The organism is Lysobacter sp. CCNWLW3 (genome assembly GCF_036697405.1).
Classification (GTDB): domain Bacteria; phylum Pseudomonadota; class Gammaproteobacteria; order Xanthomonadales; family Xanthomonadaceae; genus Lysobacter.
On sequence record NZ_JBAHWA010000001.1, the window covers coordinates 1,144,992 to 1,165,399 of the forward strand.

At 70.3% G+C, this 20,408-nt stretch carries 17 protein-coding genes and 1 pseudogene; 16 read left to right on the forward strand and 2 right to left on the reverse strand.

The features are described 5' to 3' along the window. The 13 genes and pseudogenes from V1318_RS05045 to V1318_RS05105 all read left to right on the forward strand — a co-directional run bounded on the left by V1318_RS05045 (position 1) and on the right by V1318_RS05105 (position 16,363). On the forward strand, positions 1-1,167 hold the full coding sequence (locus V1318_RS05045; RefSeq protein WP_332938247.1) for a 1-deoxy-D-xylulose-5-phosphate reductoisomerase: 1,167 nt from the start codon (positions 1-3) through the stop codon (positions 1,165-1,167). Positions 1,168-1,199: 32 nt separating this feature from the next. Continuing rightward, the gene (rseP, locus tag V1318_RS05050) at positions 1,200-2,561 is read left to right on the forward strand and encodes an RIP metalloprotease RseP (RefSeq protein ID WP_332938249.1); all 1,362 of its coding nucleotides are present in this window, start codon (positions 1,200-1,202) and stop codon (positions 2,559-2,561) included. A gap of 116 nt (positions 2,562-2,677) precedes the next feature. Further along, positions 2,678-5,143 (forward strand): outer membrane protein assembly factor BamA, encoded by a 2,466-nt coding sequence (gene bamA / locus V1318_RS05055; protein ID WP_332938250.1) that lies wholly within the window; start codon positions 2,678-2,680, stop codon positions 5,141-5,143. A 28-nt stretch (positions 5,144-5,171) separates the two neighbouring features. Further along, positions 5,172-6,209 carry a UDP-3-O-(3-hydroxymyristoyl)glucosamine N-acyltransferase gene (lpxD, locus tag V1318_RS05060; RefSeq protein ID WP_332938252.1) on the forward strand — a complete coding sequence of 346 codons (1,038 nt, stop codon included), beginning with the start codon at positions 5,172-5,174 and terminating at the stop codon, positions 6,207-6,209. Further along, positions 6,206-6,661 carry a 3-hydroxyacyl-ACP dehydratase FabZ gene (fabZ, locus tag V1318_RS05065; RefSeq protein WP_055902482.1) on the forward strand — a complete coding sequence of 152 codons (456 nt, stop codon included), beginning with the start codon at positions 6,206-6,208 and terminating at the stop codon, positions 6,659-6,661. Before lpxD ends, fabZ begins: the two co-directional genes overlap by 4 nt. 28 nt (positions 6,662-6,689) lie before the next feature. Next, entirely contained in the window at positions 6,690-7,472 is a 783-nt protein-coding gene (gene lpxA, locus V1318_RS05070; protein ID WP_332938253.1) for an acyl-ACP--UDP-N-acetylglucosamine O-acyltransferase, read from the forward strand. A gap of 296 nt (positions 7,473-7,768) precedes the next feature. Further along, positions 7,769-8,992 carry a lipid-A-disaccharide synthase gene (gene lpxB / locus V1318_RS05075; RefSeq protein ID WP_332938254.1) on the forward strand — a complete coding sequence of 408 codons (1,224 nt, stop codon included), beginning with the start codon at positions 7,769-7,771 and terminating at the stop codon, positions 8,990-8,992. Further along, positions 8,985-9,599: pseudogene (rnhB, locus tag V1318_RS05080) on the forward strand (ribonuclease HII); the annotation flags it as partial. The gene lpxB and the pseudogene rnhB, both read left to right, overlap by 8 nt. A gap of 306 nt (positions 9,600-9,905) precedes the next feature. Beyond that, a complete protein-coding gene (locus V1318_RS05085; RefSeq protein ID WP_332938256.1) occupies positions 9,906-10,535 on the forward strand; it encodes a hypothetical protein in 630 nt (209 codons plus the stop codon). 175 nt (positions 10,536-10,710) lie between these two features. Further along, positions 10,711-14,235, forward strand: coding sequence for a DNA polymerase III subunit alpha (gene dnaE, locus V1318_RS05090; RefSeq protein WP_332938258.1), 3,525 nt, complete (start codon positions 10,711-10,713; stop codon positions 14,233-14,235). Positions 14,236-14,389: 154 nt separating this feature from the next. Further along, on the forward strand, positions 14,390-15,349 hold the full coding sequence (locus V1318_RS05095; RefSeq protein ID WP_332938260.1) for an acetyl-CoA carboxylase carboxyltransferase subunit alpha: 960 nt from the start codon (positions 14,390-14,392) through the stop codon (positions 15,347-15,349). A gap of 14 nt (positions 15,350-15,363) precedes the next feature. Continuing rightward, the gene (locus V1318_RS05100; RefSeq protein ID WP_332938261.1) at positions 15,364-16,056 is read left to right on the forward strand and encodes a transglycosylase domain-containing protein; all 693 of its coding nucleotides are present in this window, start codon (positions 15,364-15,366) and stop codon (positions 16,054-16,056) included. A 13-nt stretch (positions 16,057-16,069) separates the two neighbouring features. Further along, complete coding sequence (locus tag V1318_RS05105; RefSeq protein ID WP_332938263.1) at positions 16,070-16,363, forward strand: hypothetical protein; 294 nt, start codon at positions 16,070-16,072, stop codon at positions 16,361-16,363. Between the two features lie 13 nt (positions 16,364-16,376). Here V1318_RS05105 and V1318_RS05110 read toward each other — a convergent pair whose 3' ends face one another. After that, on the reverse strand, positions 16,377-17,459 hold the full coding sequence (locus V1318_RS05110; protein WP_332938352.1) for an NADH:flavin oxidoreductase/NADH oxidase: 1,083 nt from the start codon (positions 17,457-17,459) through the stop codon (positions 16,377-16,379). Between the two features lie 82 nt (positions 17,460-17,541). Here V1318_RS05110 and tilS point away from each other — a divergent pair, with 82 nt between their 5' ends. From tilS to ispA, 3 genes are read left to right on the forward strand one after another with little or no spacing between them, the layout of a single operon-like run. Beyond that, entirely contained in the window at positions 17,542-18,840 is a 1,299-nt protein-coding gene (gene tilS, locus V1318_RS05115) for a tRNA lysidine(34) synthetase TilS (RefSeq protein WP_332938265.1), read from the forward strand. 49 nt (positions 18,841-18,889) lie between these two features. Further along, the gene (locus V1318_RS05120) at positions 18,890-19,156 is read left to right on the forward strand and encodes an exodeoxyribonuclease VII small subunit (RefSeq protein WP_332938266.1); all 267 of its coding nucleotides are present in this window, start codon (positions 18,890-18,892) and stop codon (positions 19,154-19,156) included. Continuing rightward, a complete protein-coding gene (ispA, locus tag V1318_RS05125; protein ID WP_332938268.1) occupies positions 19,149-20,030 on the forward strand; it encodes a (2E,6E)-farnesyl diphosphate synthase in 882 nt (293 codons plus the stop codon). Before V1318_RS05120 ends, ispA begins: the two co-directional genes overlap by 8 nt. Before the next feature lie 161 nt (positions 20,031-20,191). On the opposite strand, the gene V1318_RS05130 is transcribed toward ispA, so the two are convergent. After that, positions 20,192-20,408 (reverse strand): hypothetical protein (locus V1318_RS05130; RefSeq protein WP_332938269.1); only part of this gene is annotated, 217 nt, incomplete at its 5' end.

A 20,408-nucleotide genomic window follows, 5' to 3' on the forward strand; every position in this document is an offset into this window, starting at 1 on the left:
ATGCAGCACATCGCCGTACTCGGCGCGACCGGCTCCATCGGCACCTCGGCCCTGGACGTGATCGCGCGCCATCCCGAACGCCTGCGCGCCAGCGTGCTCGCGGCCGGCGGCCGGGTCGAACAATTGCTGGCGCTGTGCGAGCGTCACCGCCCCGCGCACGCGGTGATCGCCGACGTCTCCTGCTATCCGGCGCTGCGCGACGGCCTGCGCGCGCGCGGCCTGGACACCCAGGCCCATTGCGGCGACGAGGCCCTGGTCGCGCTGGTGTCCGGCGACGCCTGCGACAGCGTGGTCGCGGCCATCGTCGGCGCGGCCGGACTGGACTCCACCCTGGCCGCGGCGCGCGCGGGCAAGCGCCTGCTGCTGGCCAACAAGGAATCGCTGGTGCTGGCCGGCGAGCTGCTGATGCGCGCCGCGCACGAAGCCGGCGCCACCATCGTGCCGATCGACAGCGAGCACAACGCGATCTTCCAATGCCTGCCCGACGCGCACGCGCACGCCGGGCTGGCGCGCATCCTGCTGACCGCCTCCGGCGGGCCGTTCCGCGGCCGCAGCCGCCAGGACCTGGCCCAGGTCACGCCCGAGCAGGCGGTCGCGCATCCGAAGTGGTCGATGGGGCCGAAGATCTCGGTCGACTCCGCCACCCTGATGAACAAGGGCCTGGAAGTGATCGAGGCCCACCACCTGTTCGGCGTGTCCGGCGAACGCATCCAGGTGCTGGTGCACCCGCAGAGCCTGGTCCATTCGCTGGTCGAATTCGTCGACGGTTCGACCCTGGCCCAGCTCGGCCTGCCGGACATGCGCACCGCGCTGGCGGTGGGTTTCGGCTGGCCGCAGCGGATCGCCTCGGGCGTGGCCGGGCTGGACCTGCTGGCCCACGGCCGGCTCGATTTCGAGCCGCCGGACCTGGACGCCTTCCCCTGCCTGCGCCTGGCCTTCACGGCCCTGGCCGCGGGCGGCACCGCCCCGGCGGTGTTGAACGCGGCCAACGAAGTCGCGGTTTCAGCGTTTCTTCAGCGGCGTATCGGTTTCCTAGCGATACCGGCGCTGGTCGAGGACACCCTCGCCGCGCTCCCCTCCACCCCGGCGACCTCGCTGGCGGTCCTGCGCGATGCCGATGCGCAGGCACGCCGGTACGCCGGGCAGGCCATCGACCACAAGGCGTAGCGCATGGCCCCGACCCGCACCGTGGAACTCCCATGAGCGAATTCATCGGCTCGGTCTGGTGGCTGCTGGTCAGCCTGGGCGTGCTCGTGACCTTCCACGAGTTCGGCCACTATTGGGTCGCGCGCCGCTGCGGGGTCAAGGTGCTGCGCTTCTCGGTCGGCTTCGGCAAGCCGCTGTGGATGCGCCGCGATCGCAACGGCACCGAATTCGCGATCGCCGCGATTCCGCTGGGCGGCTACGTCAAGATGCTCGACGAGCGCGAGGGCGACGTCGATCCGGCCGAGGCCCCGCAGGCCTTCAATCGCCAGCACGTGTTCAAGCGCATCGCGATCGTCGCCGCCGGCCCGATCGCCAACCTGATCCTGTGCGCGGCGCTGTTCTGGCTGATGTTCGTGATCGGGCGTCCGGACTTCGTGCCCGCGGTCGGTCAGGTCGAAGGCCTGGCCGCGCAGTCGGGCCTGGTCCGCGGCGACACCATCGTCGCCATCGGCGAGCGCGCCACCCCCACCACCACCGAGGCCGGCCTGGCCCTGCTGTCGGCGGCGCTGGATCGCAGCGACGTGGCGGTGCGGGTGCGCGGCGACGACGGCCGCGACACGGTCCGCACCCTGCGCCTGTCGAAGCTGCCGGCCGGCATCGACGAGCGCGAACTGCTCAACCACACCGGCCTGATCTGGCGCCATCAGCTGTTGCCGGCGGTGATCGGCCGCGTGCTGCCGAACCGTCCGGCCTGGGGCGTGCTGGCCGAAGCCGATCGCGTGACCGCGATCGACGGCGAGCCGGTGCGGTCCTGGGCCGACGTCGCGCCCCTGGTCGACGCCCTGGGCCGGCGCGGCGGCGAGGCCATGGTCGAAGTGCAGCGCGGCGGCGACCGCCTGGCGTTCCCGCTGACGCCGCTGCGCGGCGAAAACCCCGAAACCCGCAAGCAGCAATGGATGCTGGGCCTGGAACCGGCCAAGGACAAACCCAAGCCCGACGCAGTGCTGCGCTACGGCCCGATCGACGCGGTCCCGGCCGCGCTGCGCGAAATGGGCCGTCAGACCCAGGACATGGTGGCGATGATCGGCCGTGCGTTCAGCGGCCGGCTATCCGTGGAGAACACCGTCGCCGGCCCGATCACCATCGCCCGGGCCGCCAACGACCATGCCCAGCACGGCCCGGCCTGGTATCTGCAGATGCTGGCCTTGCTGTCGCTGAGCCTGGGAATCCTGAACCTGCTCCCGATCCCGATCTTGGACGGCGGTCACCTGCTGTATTACCTTATCGAGCTGGTCAAGGGCAGCCCGGTCAGCGAGCGCGTTATGGCCGCCGGCCAGTATGTCGGCCTGGCGCTGATCGTCAGCCTCATGGGTTTGGCGTTCTACAACGACATCGTGAACAACCTGGTGCGCTGATGCCGGCCTTGCCCAACGACCCGATGCCTCGATCGCGCGGTCTCCGACCGCGCGCCCCCGAAGCCTCGAACCGGCGCCCCGTAGCGGGCGTCAACGAACCCCAACCGGACGTAATGATGACGCGAACCCCTCCTCGCCGCATGCTCGCCCTCGCCCTCGCCACGGCGCTGACCTCGGCCGCGGCAGCTCCAGCGTTGGCGCAGTCGGCCGACCCGTTCGCGCTACCCGGCGCGCCGGCCCCGGCACCGGGTTCGTTCACCGTCAGCGACATCCGCGTCGACGGCCTGCAGCGCATCTCCGCCGGTACGGTGTTCACCTACCTGCCGATCGAGCGCGGCGACACCATGGACGGCGCCAAGGCCGGCGATGCGATCCGCGCGCTGTACAAGACCGGCTTCTTCGAGGACGTGCAGATCGGCCGCCAGGGCAGCATCGTCGTGGTCACCGTGACCGAGCGTCCGGCGATCAACAAGCTGACCCTGACCGGCAACAAGGACATCAAGAGCGAAGACCTGCTGCGCGGCCTCAAGGAAGCCGGCCTGGCCGAGGGCGACACCTTCGACCGCCTGGCCCTGGACAAGGTCACCCAGGAGCTCACCAAGCAGTACAACAACCGCGGCAAGTACAACGTCGAGATCACCCCGACGGTGGCGCGCCTGGACCGCAACCGCGTCGACCTGACCATCACCGTCAAGGAAGGCAAGGCCGCCAAGATCCGCCACATCAACCTGATCGGCAACGAGAAGTTCGAGCAGGAACAGATCGTCGACAGCTGGGAATCGCGCGAGCACAACTGGCTCAGCTGGTACCGCCGCGACGACCAGTACTCGCGCGAGAAGCTCTCGGGCGATCTGGAGAAGCTCAACAACTACTACCTCGACCGCGGCTACGTCGACTTCAACATCGAGTCGACCCAGGTCGCGATCAGCCCCGACCGCCAGGACATGTTCATCACCGCCGGCGTCAACGAGGGCGAGCAGTACAAGGTCACCAAGGTCGAGGTCACCGGCGACACCGTGCTGCCGAAGGACCAGATCGAGCGCCTGGTGATCGTCAAGCCGGACCAGATCTTCTCGCGCCGCCTGCTCGAGATCAGCTCCGATGCGATCGTGGCCACCCTGGGCAACGTCGGCTACGCCTTCGCCCAGGTCAACCCGATCCCGGACGTGGACCGCGAAGGCAAGACCGTGGCCATCAACATGCAGGTGGTGCCGGGCCCGCGCGTCAACGTGCGCCGCGTGGTGTTCAAGGGCAACACCCGCACCGGCGACGAAGTGATGCGCCGCGAAATGCGCCAGTTCGAAGGCAGCTGGTACTCGCAGGCCGCGATCGACCGCTCCAAGATCCGCCTGCAGGGCCTGGGCTACTTCGAGACCGTCGACGTCGAGACCCAGCCGGTGCAGGGCACCAACGATCAGGTCGACGTGGTCTACAACGTCAAGGAAACCACCTCGGGCAGCTTCGTGTTCGGCCTGGGCTTCTCCCAGCTGACCGGCCTGACCACGCAGATCCAGTTGTCGCAGAGCAACTTCCTGGGCAGCGGCAACCGCGTGTCCGTGCAGGCCAGCCGCAACGACTACCTGCAGCGTTACGACTTCTCCTACACCAACCCCTACTTCACCGACGACGGCATGTCGCTGGGCTACAACCTGTGGTGGCGCGAGTTCGACAACTCCGACTACAACACCGCCCAGTACTCCACCACCAGCGGCGCGGCCCAGGTCGTGCTGGGCCTGCCGATCACCGAGACCGACACCGTCTCGGCCATGTTCGGCATCGACAGCAACGAGATCCTGACCACCCGCGGCGGCACCGCGTTCAGCCTGGTCGACTACATCGACGCCCTCGGCACGCGCACCTTCCACGCCTGGCGCGCGGAGTTCGGCTGGTCGCGCAACTCGCTCGACAACCTGCTGACCCCGACCCGCGGCCTGCAGCAGCGCGTCTGGCTGGAAATGACCCTGCCCGGCTCGACCGTCGAGTACTACAAGCTCAACTACAACATCTCCAAGTTCTGGCCGATCTCGCGCCACTTCGTGCTCAACACCCGCGCCGAACTCGGCTACGGCGACAGCTACGGCGACGCGGTCACGCGCGTGCTTCCGGACCCGGACGGCACCGGCCCGCTGACCGCCCGCACCGTCACCGCCGACGGCCTGCCGTTCTTCGAGAACTTCTACGCCGGCGGCGTGCGCTCGGTGCGCGGCTTCACCGACAACACCCTGGGCCCGCGCGAAGGCGCGGCGCCGGGCAGCACCTTCACCCAGCCGATCGGCGGCTCGTTCAAGACCGTCGGCTCGCTGGAAATGTACTTCCCGACCCTGCTGGACACCCCGCAGGCGCGCGTGTCGGCCTTCATCGACGTCGGCAACGTCTACAAGGACTACGATTCCTTCGACGCCGGCGACCTGCGCGCGTCCACCGGCATCGCGCTGATGTGGCGCTCGCCGATGGGCCCGATCTCGATCAGCTACGCCTTCCCGCTCAAGAAGGAGGACGCCGTGTTCAACGCCTCCGGACAGAAGATCCAGGAAGGCGACGAGCTCGAGCGCCTGCAGTTCACCTTCGGCGGCACGTTCTGACCGCGGCGGTCGCGCCGAGCGCCGCCCCGTGTTGACGCCCGACTACACCGCCCGCGAACTGGCCGAGCGCTTCGCGCTCGGCCTGCGCGGCGATGGCGAGGCGCGCGTGCGCGGCGTCGGCACCCTGGCGCGCGCGCGCGCCGACCAGCTCGCGTTCCTGGCCAATCCCAAGTACCGCGGCCAGCTCGCCGACAGCGCCGCCGGCGTGGTGGTGATGCGCCAGGACGACGCCGAAGGCTACGCCGGCACCGCCCTGATCGCGCGCGACCCCTACGTCGCCTTCGCTCACCTGGCCGGTCTGTTCGAGCCGCGCCCGCTGCGCGAGCCCGGCATCCACCCTTCCGCCGCGATCGATCCCAGCGCGCAGATCGCCGACGATGCCCATATCGGCGCCTTCGTCAGCATCGGCGCGCGCAGCCGGGTCGAATCCGGCGCCAGCCTGGGCCCCGGCTGCGTGATCGGCGACGACTGCGTGGTCGGCGCCGGCAGCGAACTGGTCGCGCGCGTCACCCTGGTCGCGCGCGTGCGCCTGGGCCGGCGGGTGCTGGTGCACCCCGGCGCGGTATTGGGCGCCGACGGCTTCGGCCTGGCCTTCGAGCGCCTGCCCGACAGCGAGCCGCACTGGATCAAGGTGCCGCAGCTGGGCGGCGTCCTGGTCGGCGACGACTGCGAGATCGGCGCCAACACCACCATCGACCGCGGCGCGATCGAGGACACCGTGCTCGAGGACGACGTGCGCCTGGATAACCAGATCCAGATCGGCCACAACGTCCATATCGGCGCCCACAGCGCCATGGCCGGCTGCTCGGCGGTGGCCGGCAGCGCCCGCATCGGCCGCTACTGCATGATCGGCGGCGCCGCCGGCGTGCTCGGCCACCTGGAAATCTGCGACCGGGTCACGGTCACCGCCATGAGCCTGGTGACCAGCTCGATTCGCGAGCCCGGCGAGTATTCCTCGGGCACCCCGTTGATGGACAATCGCAGTTGGCGCAAGAACGCCGCCCGCTTCAAGCAGCTCGACGCACTCGCAAGGCGGGTGGCGGCTGCCGACAAGGAACCGAAATGAGCCCTACCGTGCAACTCCCGATCGACGTGCCCGCGATCCAGAACCTGCTGCCGCACCGTTATCCCTTCCTGCTGGTCGACCGCGTGGTCGAGTTCGAGCCGTTCAAGCGCGTGCTCGCCTACAAGAACGTGACCGCCAATGAGCCCTTCTTCAACGGCCACTTCCCGGGTCACCCGGTGATGCCGGGCGTGCTGGTGGTGGAGGCCCTGGCCCAGGCCGGCGGCATCCTGACCCAGCTGTCGACCCAGTCCAGCGCCGACGGCCGCCTGTTCTACCTGGTCAAGATCGACGGCGCCAAGTTCGTCAAGATGGTGGTCCCCGGCGACCGCCTGGAGCTGGACGTGACCGTCAAGCGCGTGATCCGCAACGTCGCCATCTACACCGGCATCGCCCGCGTCGATGGCGAGCAGGTCGCCTGCGCCGAAATCGTCTGCGCCGAGGCCAAGGCCTGAGCCGCATGAGCCGCATGAGCAAGATCGTATGAGCGAGCTGATCCACCCCAGCGCGGTGATCGAAGCCGGCGCCAAGCTCGGCGCCGGCGTGCGCGTGGGCGCCTTCAGCTACATCGGCGACGAGGTCGAGATCGGCGACGGCAGCGTGATCGGTCCGCATTGCGTGATCCGCGGCCCGACCCGGATCGGCCGCGACAATCACTTCGTCGCCCAGTGCGCGATCGGCGGCGACCCGCAGGACAAGAAGTTCGGCGGCGAGCGCACCGAACTGGTGATCGGCGACCGCAACACCTTCCGCGAGTTCGTCACCGTCAATCGCGGCACTGGCAACGGCGGCGGTGTGACCCGGATCGGCGACGACAACTGGCTGCTGGCCTACGTGCACGTCGCCCACGACTGCGCGGTCGGCAACCAGTGCGTGTTCTCCAACAACGCGACCCTGGCCGGGCACGTCGCGGTCGGCGACCACGTGATCCTCAGCGGCTTCGCCGGCATCCACCAGTTCTGCCGGATCGGCGCGCACGCCTTCATCGGCATGGGCGCCTTCGTCAACGGCGACGTGCCGCCGTTCGTGATGGTGGCCCAGGACGGCTACGGCCGCCCGCGCGGCATCAACAGCGAAGGCCTCAAGCGCCGCGGCTTCGACGCCGAGCGCATCGCCGCGATCAAGCGCGCCTACCGCGCCCTGTACATGTCCGGCACCTCGCTGGAGGAAGCGCGCGGCAAGCTGATCGCGCTGGCCGGCGACAGCGACGACGTGCGCGCGCTGCTGGCCTTCATCGACGCCGGCGAGCGCCCGCTGCTGCGCTGAGCCGGCCATCGGCCTGGCCCGGTTCCGCGGGCCGCAGCTGATCCACCCGATCGGTCCGGCTCCGGCCCCGCGCTTGCGCCGCCGCTACGGCGGCCACGCCCGCCGCGGCGTGATCTCCTGCCGTCCGGAAACCGACGGCGATCACACGGTTTGGCAGGATGTGACCCGCGAGGACGACGATGGCCGCGCGGCAGGGCACAATGCCGCCGACAGCTCAGCCCCCGAGCTGACGCCCGTGGCGCGCACCGTATACGGCCGCGCGCAGTACGGGCACGAACTGGAGCGCCCCTCGCCCGATGAACGCCACCGCCCCCGCCGTTGCCATCGACGACATCTTCCCGGCCCCGCCGCCGCCCCCGCTGCGCATCGCCCTGGTCGCGGGCGAGGCCTCCGGCGACCTGCTCGGCGCGGGCCTGATCGCCGAACTCAAGCGCCGCCATCCGGGCGCGCTGTTCGTCGGCGTCGGCGGCGAACAGATGCAGTCCGCCGGCCTGGACGCCTGGTACGACGCCTCCGAACTGGCGGTGATGGGGCTGGTGGAAGTGCTCAAGCACCTGCCGCGCCTGTTGCGCCTGCGCGGCGAACTGCGCAAGCGCGTGCTGGACTGGAAGCCGGACCTGTTCATCGGCATCGACGCGCCCGACTTCAACCTGGGCGTGGAGCGCTGGCTCAAGCAGCGCGGGGTCAAGACCGTGCACTACGTCAGCCCCTCGGTCTGGGCCTGGCGCGAGAAACGCGCCGAGAAGATCGGCCAATCCGCCGACCGCGTGCTGTGCCTGTTCCCGATGGAGCCGGCGATCTACGAACGCCATGGCGTGGACGCGCGTTTCGTCGGCCATCCGCTGGCCGACGAGATGCCGCTGCACCCCGATCGCGACGAGGCCCGCATGTGCCTGGGCCTGGACGACGAGGCGCCGGTGCTGGCCCTGCTGCCGGGCTCGCGGGTCGGCGAAGTCGAACGCCTGAGCGGCGATTTCCTGGCCGCCGCGGCGCGCGTGCGCGCGGCCGAGCCGCGCCTGAGCATCGTCGCGCCGATGGCCAACGCGCAGGCGCGCGCCGCGTTCGAGCGCGTGCTGGCCGCGCATCCGGACGCGGCCGCGCTGCGGCCGGCGCTGCACGTCACCGACGGCGGTGCGCGCACGGTGATGACGGCCAGCGACGTGGTCCTGCTGGCGTCCGGCACCGCCACCCTGGAGGCGATGCTGGCCAAGCGGCCGATGGTGGTCGCCTACAAGATCGCGCCGCTGACCTACACCCTGGTCAAGACCTTCGGCCTGCTCAAGACCGACACCTATTCGCTGCCCAACGTGCTCGCCGGCGAGCGCGTGGTACCGGAGCTGATGCAGGCCGACTGCACGCCCGACAAACTCGCCCAGGCCACGCTCGCGCTGCTGCGCGACCGCGCGCGCGCGACCGCGTTGCCTGCGCGCTTCGAACGGATCCACCTCAGCCTGCGCCGCGATGCCTCCGCGCGCGCCGCCGATGCGGTCGCCGACCTGCTGCCGACCAACCATGGCTAAGGACGGCGGCCAACTCGCGCTGGACCTGAGCCTGGCCCGCGGAGCGCAGCGCATCGCCGGCGTCGACGAAGCCGGCCGCGGCCCGCTCGCCGGGCCGGTGGTGGTGGCCGCGGTGGTGCTGGGCCCAGGCCGCACGCCGGTCAACGGCCTGGACGATTCCAAGCAGCTCAGCGCCGAGCGCCGCGAGTCGCTGTACGCGCGCATCGTCGAGCGCGCCGTGGCCTGGAGCGTGGTCTACGTCGAGGTCGAGGAAATCGACCGCATCAACATCTTCCAGGCCACCATGGCCGGCATGCGCCGCGCGGTCGAGGCGGTCGCGCACGCGGCCGAACTGGCGCGCATCGACGGCAACGCCCTGCCGCGCGGCCTGCCCTGCCCGGCCGAGGCCCTGATCGGCGGCGACGCCCGCGACCGCGCGATCATGGCCGCCTCGATCCTGGCCAAGGTCTCGCGCGACCGCCACATGCGCGAACTGCACGCGCAGTGGCCGCAGTACGGCTTCGACGAGCACAAGGGCTACGGCACCCCCGCGCACCTGGCCGCGCTGGCCGCGCACGGCCCCTGCCCGCAGCACCGCCGCAGCTTCGCGCCGGTGCGCGCGGCGCTGGCGCCGCCGCCGTTCGCCGAAACGGTCGCGGTCGGCTGAGGCAGCGGGCCAGTCCGTCGGAGCACGGACGATCGGCCGCGCGGCCTGAAAGCGCCCCCTCAATCCCCTTTTTTCAATGGGGAAGACGGTGCGCAGCAACCGCCCGTCGGCTGAACGGCCCATACCTGCCCTCCGTCACGGCGACTTTCCGCAGGCGCGGCCAAGCTAGACAACCAAGCATGCTGCTGCGGCATCCCTAAGGATGAGGGTCGACGCACACCGGCCGTGCCCGACGCCCGCCCCCATGGCCGGAACCGGAGGTGCTCCATGCGCATGCCCCATCCGACCCCGACTTCGCAGCCCCTGCCGTTCGAATCCGACGACGCCCCGGTAGCGGCGCTGGAACCGGCGATGGCGGTGACGCCCGCGGCGATCGCCGCCTTCGACGCCCTTGTGCACGAACTCCACCCCGACGCCGCGCGCGTCGACGCCACCCGCCTGCAACGCTTGGCCGGCTGGTTGAGCGCGATGCCCAGGGAACAGGCGCGCAGCGTGGTCGACGCGCGCCTGCAACGCCTGCAGGAACTACGCGCGATGCTGGCCGACCCCGACTGGGACTGCGAGCCGGCGGTACGCGCGCGGCTGGACAAGCTGTTCGCCTATGTCGAGAACGGCGATGACCTGATCCCGGACCGGATTCCGCTGCTGGGCCTGCTCGACGACGTGCTGCTGATCGAACTGGCCTGGCCGGCCTTCGCCGAGGAGGCCGAGGACTACCGCGATTTCTGCGCCTACCGCGAAGTCCGCCACCCGGACGGCAACGGCGCCGAGCTGCGCGCGTCCTGGGTGCGCGAACGCCTGGACGAGATCGCCCTGCTGCAACAGCGCGTGCGCATCCACGAACACCACTACGCGCCCGCGTTCCATGCCGCCGAGTCGCCGTTCCGGGTGACCTGAGGCGGCCGCAGCACGGCCCCGCCGCGGCGCCCGAACGCGCGCGATCGCGCGGCCATCGGCGCGCAACGGCGCCGATTCGCGCGCTCCCGCGCTGGCCAGGCGCGGCCGGCGCGATGTCAAGCCTTGTACGCGGCGGCCGGACTGCTAACCTGCTGGCTGTCACGCCGGTTGTCGCATGTCCGCACGCTTCGTTCATCTCCACCTGCACAGCGAGTATTCGCTAGCCGACTCGACGATCCGCATCGGCGAGCTGGTCAAACGCTGCGCGACCCTGGGCCAGCCCGCGGTCGCCCTGACCGACCTCGACAACCTGTTCGCGGCGGTCAAGTTCTACAAGGCCGCCGAGGGCGCGGGCCTGAAGCCGATCATCGGCGCCGACGTCGGCCTGGCCGACGGCAACGAAACCGCCTCGCGCATGACCCTGCTGTGCCGCGACCGCGGCGGCTACCTGACCCTGTCGCGCCTGCTCAGCCGCGCCTGGCTGGAAGGCCATCGCGTCGACGGCGTGGTGCTGCGCCCGGAATGGCTGCGCGAGGACAACGGCGGCCTGTTCGCCCTGGCCGGCCGCCACAGCCTGGGCGGGCGCTTGGCGATCGGCGGCCGCCACGAGCTGGCCGAAGCCTGGATCGCCGACTGGCAGAGCGTGCTCGACGATCGCCTGCACCTGGAACTCACCCGCAGCCGCCGCGACGGCGAGGACGCGTTCAACGCCTTCGCCCTGCACGCCTCCAGCAAGCGCGGCCTGGCCGTGGTCGCCAGCAACGACGCGCGTTTCCTCGACCGCGACGGTTTCGAGGCGCACGAGGCGCGCGTGTGCATCGCCTCGGGCCGGGTGCTCGACGATCCCAAGCGCCCGCGCGACTACAGCGAAGAGCAGTACCTGAAATCCTCGGAGGAGATGGCCGAGCTGTTCGCCGACATCCCCGACGCGATCGACAACGCGGTGGCGCTGGCCACGCGCTGCAACGTCGAGCTCAAGCTGGGCGAATACGCCCTGCCCGCGTTCCCGGTGCCCAGCGAGCACACCATCGAGAGCTGGCTGCGCAACTCCGCGCGCGAAGGCCTGGAAAAGCGCCTGGAAAAAGCCCCGCTGGCCGCGGGCAAGAGCCGTCAGGACTACGACGAGCGCCTGGAGATCGAGCTCGGCGTCATCCTCAAGATGGGCTTCCCCGGCTACTTCCTGATCGTCGCCGACTTCATCAACTGGGCCAAGGACCACGGCATCCCGGTCGGTCCCGGCCGCGGTTCGGGCGCCGGTTCGCTGGTGGCCTGGGCGCTGGGCATCACCGATCTGGACCCGCTGCCCTACGACCTGCTGTTCGAGCGCTTCCTCAATCCCGAACGCGTGTCGATGCCCGACTTCGACATCGACTTCTGCATGGATCGGCGCGACGAGGTCATCGACTACGTCGCCGCCAAGTACGGCCGCGACCGCGTCAGCCAGATCATCACTTACGGCACCATGGCCGCCAAGGCGGTGGTGCGCGATTCCGGCCGCGTGCTCGGCCATCCCTACGGCTTCGTCGACGGCATCGCCAAGCTGATCCCCAATACCCTGGGCATCAGCCTGGACGACGCGCTGGGCAACACCGACGCGGCCAAGCAGAACCCGATGCTGGCCTCGGCCGACCTGATCGACCGCTACCGCACCGAAGACGACGTGCGCGATCTGCTCGACCTGGCCCTGAGCCTGGAAGACCTGACCCGCAACGCCGGCAAGCACGCCGGCGGCGTGGTGATCGCGCCCTCGCCGCTGAGCGACTTCTGCCCGCTGTTCGCCGAACACGACGGCGAAGGCCGCGGCCGCAACCCGGTCACCCAGTTCGACAAGGACGACGTCGAAGCGGTCGGCCTGGTCAAGTTCGACTTCCTCGGCCTGCGCACGCTCACCATCATCGATTGGGCGGTCAAGGCGATCAATCTGCGCCGCGCCGCCGCCGGCGAAGCGCCGCTGGACATCACCGCGCTGGAGCTGGACGACAAGCTCAGCTACGAACTGTTCGCGCGCGGCGACACGGTCGCGGTGTTCCAGTTCGAATCGCGCGGCATGCGCGAGCTGCTCAAGCGCGCCAAGCCCGACACCTTCGAAGACATCATCGCGCTCGCCGCGCTGTTCCGCCCCGGCCCGCTGGGCTCGGGGATGGACCGCGAATGGGTCGACCGCAAGCACGGCAACACCGAAGTCAGCTATCCGCACCCCCTGCTGGAACCCGTGCTGTCGCCGACCTACGGCGTCATCGTGTACCAGGAACAGGTGATGCAGATCGCCCAGGTGCTGGCGGGCTACACGCTCGGCGGCGCCGACATGCTGCGCCGCGCGATGGGCAAGAAGAAGCCCGAGGAGATGGCCAAGGAGCGCGCCAAGTTCGAGGCCGGCTGCGCCGAACGCGGCATCCCGGCCAAGCAGGCCAGCCCGATCTTCGACTTGATGGAGAAGTTCGCCGAGTACGGCTTCAACAAGTCGCACTCGGCCGCCTATGCATTGGTCGCGTATCAGACCGCCTGGCTGAAGGTGCACTACCCGGCCGAATTCATGGCCGCGGTGCTGTCCTCGGACATGGACAACACCGACAAGATCGTCGGCTTCCTCGACGAAGCGCGCACCATGGGCCTGGAGGTGCTGCCGCCGGACGTGGACGCCTCGGCCTACATGTTCGAGGCCAAGGACGCGCGCACCATCCGCTACGGCCTGGGCGCGGTGAAAGGCGTCGGCCGCGGCGCCTGCGAGGCGATCGTCGAGGCGCGCCGCGCCGGCCCCTTCGACGATCTGCTGGATTTCTGCAAACGCGTCGACAGCGGCAAGCTCAACCGGCGCGCGCTGGAAGCGTTGACCCAGGCCGGCGCCCTGGACCGCCTGGGCAAGAACCGCGCCAGCCTGATGCTGCAGCTGCCGGAGGTGCTCAAGGCCACCGACCAGCTCGCGCGCGAGCGCGACGCCGGCCAGGTCTCGCTGTTCGGCGGTTTCGAGGCCGCCGCGCCGGCCCTGCACCTGGACCTGTCGGAAGCCGACGAGTGGCCACTGGCGCAGCTGCTGGCCGGCGAACGCGAAACCCTGGGCCACTACCTCAGCGGCCACCCCTTCGATCCCTACCGCGACGAGCTGCGCGGCCTGGTCGGCAACGACCTGGGCGAGCTCGACCGGATCTGGGAGAACCGCCCCGAGAGCGCGCGCAGCGGCTGGCGCCCGGAACTGGAAGTGGTGGTCGCCGGCCAGGTCGTGGGCCTGCGCAAAAAGGGCGACAGCCAGATGTTCGTGCAGATCGAGGACGGCCGCGGCCGGCTCGAGTGCGCCTTCTTCGCCGAGACCTACGGCGAATTCGCCTCCCTGCTCGCGCGCGACCGCCTGCTGATCGTGCAGGGCGGCCTGCGCGAGGACGCCTTCAGCGGCGGCTTCGCCCTGCGCGCGCAACGCTGCTGGGAGTACTCGCAGGTCTGCGCGAAGCATTCGCAACGCCTGTCGATGCGCCTGGACCTGCGCGTGCCCGGCACCTGGCAGCGCGTCGACGCCCTGCTGGCCAAGAACCGTCCCGGCCAGACCCCGATCCGGCTGGACCTGCTGCGCGCGGGCGCGGCCGGCATGCTGGACCTCAACGGCAGCCAATCGGTACGCGTGGACGCCGACCTGGTCGGCACCCTGCGCGCCCAGCCCGGCGTGCGCGCGGTCAAGCTGACCCTGGCCAAGCCCTGGGCGGGAAGCTAGGAGTGAGCGCACAGGAGTGAGGAGTGAGTAAGGGCGGTACCAGCTTTCGCTCACTCCTCACTCCTTCGCGCTCACTCCTGCCCCTCCCCCCTACCCCTCGGTACGGTCCGCCCCCCTGGGCTAGACTGTGCCCCTTTCCGGCCCCGGCCCGAGCATGAATCCGAACTACCTCGACTTCGAGCAGCCCATCGCCGACCTGGAAGCCAAGATCCAGGAACTGCGCCATGCCAACAGCGGGCCGGCGGTCGACATCGATTCCGAGATCCACGCCCTGCAGGACAAGCTGCGCCTGCGTACCGCGCAGATCTTCCGCGACCTCAGCCCCTGGCAGATCTCGCAGCTGGCCCGCCATCCGGCGCGCCCCTACACCCTGGATTACATCCGGGTGATCTGCGACGAGTTCCAGGAACTGGCCGGCGACCGCGCCTTCGCCGACGACGCCGCCATCGTCGGCGGCCTGGGCCGCATCGACGGCCGTTCGGTGGTCATCATCGGCCACCAGAAGGGCCGCGACACCAAGAGCAAGATCCGCCGCAACTTCGGCATGCCGCGCCCCGAGGGCTACCGCAAGGCGCTGCGCCTGATGAAGATGGCCGAGCGCTTCAGGCTGCCGCTGCTGACCTTCATCGACACCGCCGGCGCCTGGCCGGGCATCGACGCCGAAGAGCGCGGCCAGTCCGAGGCGATCGCGCGCAACCTGCTGGAAATGGCCGAACTCAAGATCCCGGTGATCTGCACCGTGATCGGCGAAGGCGGCTCCGGCGGCGCGCTCGCGATCGGCGTCGGCGACCGCACCCTGATGCTGGAATACAGCACCTACTCGGTGATCACCCCCGAAGGCTGCGCCTCGATCTTGTGGAAGACCGCGGAGAAGGCCAAGGACGCCGCCGAGCAACTGGGCCTGACCGCCAAGCGCCTGTTCGAGCTGGGCCTGATCGACAAGATCGTGCGCGAGCCGATCGGCGGCGCCCACCGCAATCCCAAGCAGATGGCGACCCGCCTCAAGGCCGTGCTGCTGAACGAGCTCGACGCGCTGGAACGGATCCCGGCACCGGAACTGCTGCAGCGCCGCTACGAGCGCCTGCGCGGCTACGGGGCTTACGAGGCCGCGTAAGCGCGGCCTTCGCCATGGACGGCTGGCTGAAAGGGACCATCGGCGCGGTTTTGCTGCTGATCGCGGCATTCGTGTCGCTGATCTATTACGCCTATTGGCAGGGCGCTAGCGAGCTGCCTGAAGAGCTGCCGCTCGTGCAGCACCACTACCCCGCTGACGTGCATGCGATCTACTGGGTATCGGTAGGCGGTGAAGGCCCGATGCGAGTCGAGCGCCTGGATCCGCTCAAGTGGTGCTGGGAGTTCTATCGCGAAATCAATCGCGCTCCCGCGCCAGGCCGCCCTGTTGGAGCAGCCTCGTTATCGACCTTCGCAGCGCGCCGGATCGCATCCAATCCCGGCAACCCCACGCGCAGCACAAACCTCTTGATGGCGGAAATCGCCGCGACGATCCGTTTGAGCAACGAATGGACGCCCGAACAGATCGCCGACTACACCTTGGATGAGGCTTGGTTCGGTCGTGACGCACGCGGCCTGCGAGCGGCTGCGCCGGCGTATTTCGGTGTCTCCGCGGATCAGCTGACGCGGGCGGAAACCATCGCTTTGATCGCACTGATGAAGGGGCCGTCCTACTACGACCCGACACGCAACCGCGAGCGATTCGATGAACGCTATATACATCTCGCCGGCAAGCTCGGAATCGATCCCGCGCATATCGATCCGACACGGGATCTAGCCCGTCTCAAACCCGCCGCGATCGTGCATTGATCGCATTGCCGGGATGAGGAACAGCACAATCTACATTGACGTAAATTGGTCCCACGCCGAGCCCGACTATCCCATCCGTCTGGTCTCGGAAATCGACGCCGACGGCTACGAGACTCGCAAGCTCGAATTCTTCCTCGATGGCCGAGTCGCATCTGCTTCGAGCAGTGAAGACGACTTTTCGGACACTCGACTGGGCGAGGTTCCTGTCCCATCGCTGCTGGAGATCAACAGCGATCCACAGTTCGAGGGTATCGCGATCAGTGCGACCGCGTTCGAAGCGTTGTGGGCGAAACACGTACCACGCTAGTCGCTGCGACGGCCTACCAAGCCCGCAAATATTGATCCGGCCCATGCAGCTCCGCCCCCAGCTCCGCCGCCGCGCGGCGCGGGAAATACGGATCGCGCAGCAATTCGCGCGCCAGCAGCACCACGTCGGCTTCGCCGCTTTCGACGATGCCTTCGGCCTGCGAGGCGCCGGTGATCTGGCCGACCGCGCCGGTGGCGATGCCGCCCTCGCGGCGGATGCGCGCGGCGAACGGCACCTGGTAGCCGGGGCCGTCGGGTATGCGCACGCCCGGCATCAGCCCGCCGCTGGAGACGTCGACCAGGTCCACGCCCAGCGCTTTGACGATGCGCGCCAGCTCGATGCTCTGCTCGATGTCCCAGCCGCCCTCGACCCAGTCGGTGGCGGACACGCGCAGCCATAGCGGCAGGCGCTCGGGCCAGACCTCGCGCACCGCCGCCAGCACCTCGCGCAACAGGCGCGTGCGGCTGTCGAAATCGCCGCCGTAGCCGTCGTCGCGGCGATTGCTCAGCGGCGACAGGAACTCGTGCAGCAAATAGCCGTGCGCGGCATGCAATTCGATCAGCTGGAAACCGGCCGCGAGCGCGCGGTGCGCGGCCGCGGCGAAGTCGTCGATCACATTGGCCAGGCCGCAGGTGTCGAGCGCGCGCGGCGCGACATGGCCGTCGGCGAACGGCAACGCCGACGGCGCCACCGGCGTCCAGCCGCCGTAGCCCGGCGGGATCGCGCGTCCGCCCAGCCACGGCGGTTCGACGCTGGCCTTGCGTCCGGCGTGCGCGAGCTGCATGCCCGGCACGGCGCCGTTGGCGCGGATGAAGCAGGCGATTTCCGACCAGGCCTCGCCTTGGCGGTCGTTCCAGATGCCGGTGTCGCTGGGCGAAATGCGCCCCTCGGGCGAAACCGCGGTGGCCTCGGTCAGCACCACGCCCGCGCCACCGACCGCGCGGCTGCCCAGGTGCACCAGGTGCCAGTTTTCGGGCATGCCGTCGATCGCCGAGTACTGGCACATCGGCGACACCGCGATGCGGTTGCGCAGGGTCACGGAGCGTTGCGGGTACGGGTCGAACAGGCGGGCCAACGGAGCGTCTCGGTACGGGATGGAGAAACAGTAAGCGCGCCCCGGCGCGGTAACAGCGCCATCGGTGGGTTGCTCCGTCCCACCGCCGTGGCACCATCCGCGGATGCCGTCCGCATCCCCCGCCCCGCTGGCCCCGGCCCTGCGCGATCTGCCGCAGGGGCCGCTGTGCGTGGGCTACAGCGGCGGCCTGGATTCCAGCGTGCTGCTGCATTTGCTGGCGGCGACGCCGGCCGCGCGCGCGCAGGGTCTGCGCGCCTGGCACGTGCACCACGGCCTGCATCCGCAGGCCGAGGCCTGGGCCGCCCACTGCGCCGAAATCTGCGCGGCACTCAGCGTTCCGCTGACGGTGTCGCGGGTGAGCGTGGCCCATGACAGCGGCGACGGCCCGGAGGCCGCCGCGCGGCGCGCTCGCCATGCCGCTTTCGAGGCCGGATTGGGCATCGACGAGACCCTGGCGCTCGCCCACCATCGCGACGATCAGGCCGAAACCTTCCTGCTGCGCGCGCTGCGCGCCTCCGGCCCGGACGGACTGGCGGCGATGCGGCGCTGGCGCGACTGCGGCCGCGGCCGGCTGTGGCGGCCCTTGCTGGAGCTGCCGCGCAGCGCGCTGGAGTCCTATGCGCAGGCGCACGGCCTGCGCTGGATCGAGGACCCCAGCAACGCCGACGACGCCTACGACCGCAATTTCCTGCGCCGGCGCGTGCTGCCGCTGCTGCGCGAACGCTGGCCGCAGGCCGACGCGGCGCTGGCGGCCTCGGCCGCCTTGAACGCGCAGGCGGCGACGTTGCTGGAACGCGAGGATGCGCTGGCCCTGGCGCAGGTGCGCAGCGCCGACCCGCAGGCGCTGTCGCGCGCGGGCCTGCGCACGCTGGCGCCGGCGCGGCGCGCGCGCGTGCTGCGGCGCTGGATCGCCGCACTCGGGCTGCCGCCGCTGCCGGCCCAGGGCGTGGCCCGCATCGAAACGGAACTGCTGGACGCGCGCGACGACGCCGAGGCCGAGTTCGCCTGGAGCGGCGCGGCGATCCGCGCCTGGCGCGATCTGCTGCATGCGCAGGCGCAGTCGCCGGCGCTGCCCGGGGATTGGCGCGCGCACTGGGATGGCCGCGCACCGCTGGCCCTGCCTGGCGGCGGCGAACTGCGCCTGGAAGGCGCGCCGGCCCTCGACCGGCCCTGCGAGGTCCACGCGCGCGTGGGCGGCGAGCGCATCGTGCTGCCCGGCCGCGGCCACAGCCACAGCCTCAAGCAGGCCCTGCAGGACCTGGGCGTGCCGCCCTGGGAACGCCGGCGCCTGCCGCTGCTGTCGCGCGACGGCGCGCTGCTGGCGGCCGCCGACCTGGCCTATGCGGCCGACTTCGACCGCTGGCTGCGCGAACGCCACGCGCGCCTGGTCTGGCGCCCCTGACGCGAGCGCACGCGTTGACCCCGCGCAGCCCGCGCCGCACACTTGTCGCATGCCACGCAAAGCCGCCAACGAGCCTTCCTCCGTCACCGATTTCGAGCAATCGCTGGACGCGCTCGAACAACTGGTCGAGAAGATGGAACACGGCGAGATGAGTCTGGAAGATTCGCTCGCCGCCTACGAACGCGGCGTCGGCCTGTACCGCCGCTGCCAGACCGCGCTGGAACAGGCCGAGCTGCGCGTGCGCCTGCTCAGCGACCCGCAGGACCCGGCCGGCGCCGAACCCTATTCCGGCTCGTCCAACGCCTCCGATGCGTGATCCGCGCCTGGCCGTCTGGCGCGAACGCGCCGACGCCGCGCTCGCGCGCGCCCTGCCCGATCCGAACGCCTCGCCGCAGGCCCTGCATGCGGCCATGCGCCACGCCGTGCTGCTGGGCGGCAAGCGCCTGCGCCCGCTGCTGGTCTACGCCACCGGCGCGCTGTTCGACGCCGACGAGGCGGCGCTGGACGCGCCCGCGGCCGCGGTCGAGCTGATCCACGCCTATTCGCTGGTCCACGACGACCTGCCGGCCATGGACGACGACGCCCTGCGTCGCGGCCAGCCGACCGTACACGTGGCCTACGACGAAGCCACCGCGATTCTGGCCGGCGACGCGCTGCAGTCGCTGGCCTTCGGCGTGCTCGCGGACGCCGCGACCGGCGACGAGGTACGCGTGGCCCTGCTGCGCACCCTGGCCGGCGCCGCCGGCGCCGCCGGCATGTGCGGCGGCCAGGCCCTGGACATCGCCGCCACCGGCACCGGCGCGGCCCTGGACCTGTCCGCACTGGAACGCCTGCACGCCCTCAAGACCGGCGCCCTGATCCGCGCCGCGGTGCGCATGGGCGCGCTCTGCGGCCGCGCCGACACGGCGGCGCTGGACGCCCTGGACCGCTATGCGCAGGCGCTGGGCCTGGCCTTCCAGGTCCGCGACGACATCCTCGACGTCGAAGGCAGCAGCGCCACCCTGGGCAAGACCGCCGGCAAGGACGCGGCCCAGGACAAGGCCACCTTCCCCGCCCTGATCGGCCTGGACGGCTCGCGCGCCCGTTTGAGCGACCTGGTACGGACCATGCACGAAGCGCTGGCCCCTTTCGGCGACAAGGCCGCGGCTTTGAACGAACTCGGCGAGTTCGCCGCGCAACGCAATCATTGATTCGTGCAGGCGCTGTAGCAACCGCATCGTCGCGACCGTCGCGAGCCCGTAATGCGGTTCGCCTTTCCCGCAGCGAACGAAGAGCGGCCGTCCGCAGAATGCGGCGATCGCCGCAGCGCCGCAGCCACTCGCCTCCCGCGACGATGCGGTTCGCCTGCGGCTCACCACATCCTACGATCACGGTCGCAGTCGTATTCCGTCGTGAATGCGGCCGCGATTCCGTTGCCGTTGCCGTTGCCGTTGCCGTTGCCGTTGCCGTTGCCGTTGCTGTTGCTGTTGCTGTTGCTGTTGCTGCTGCTGCTGCCCCGGCATTGGAATCCATAGCCCCGCACCCACGCGAGCAACCGTAGACCCGAAGGGCGGCGCGCAGGACGCGCG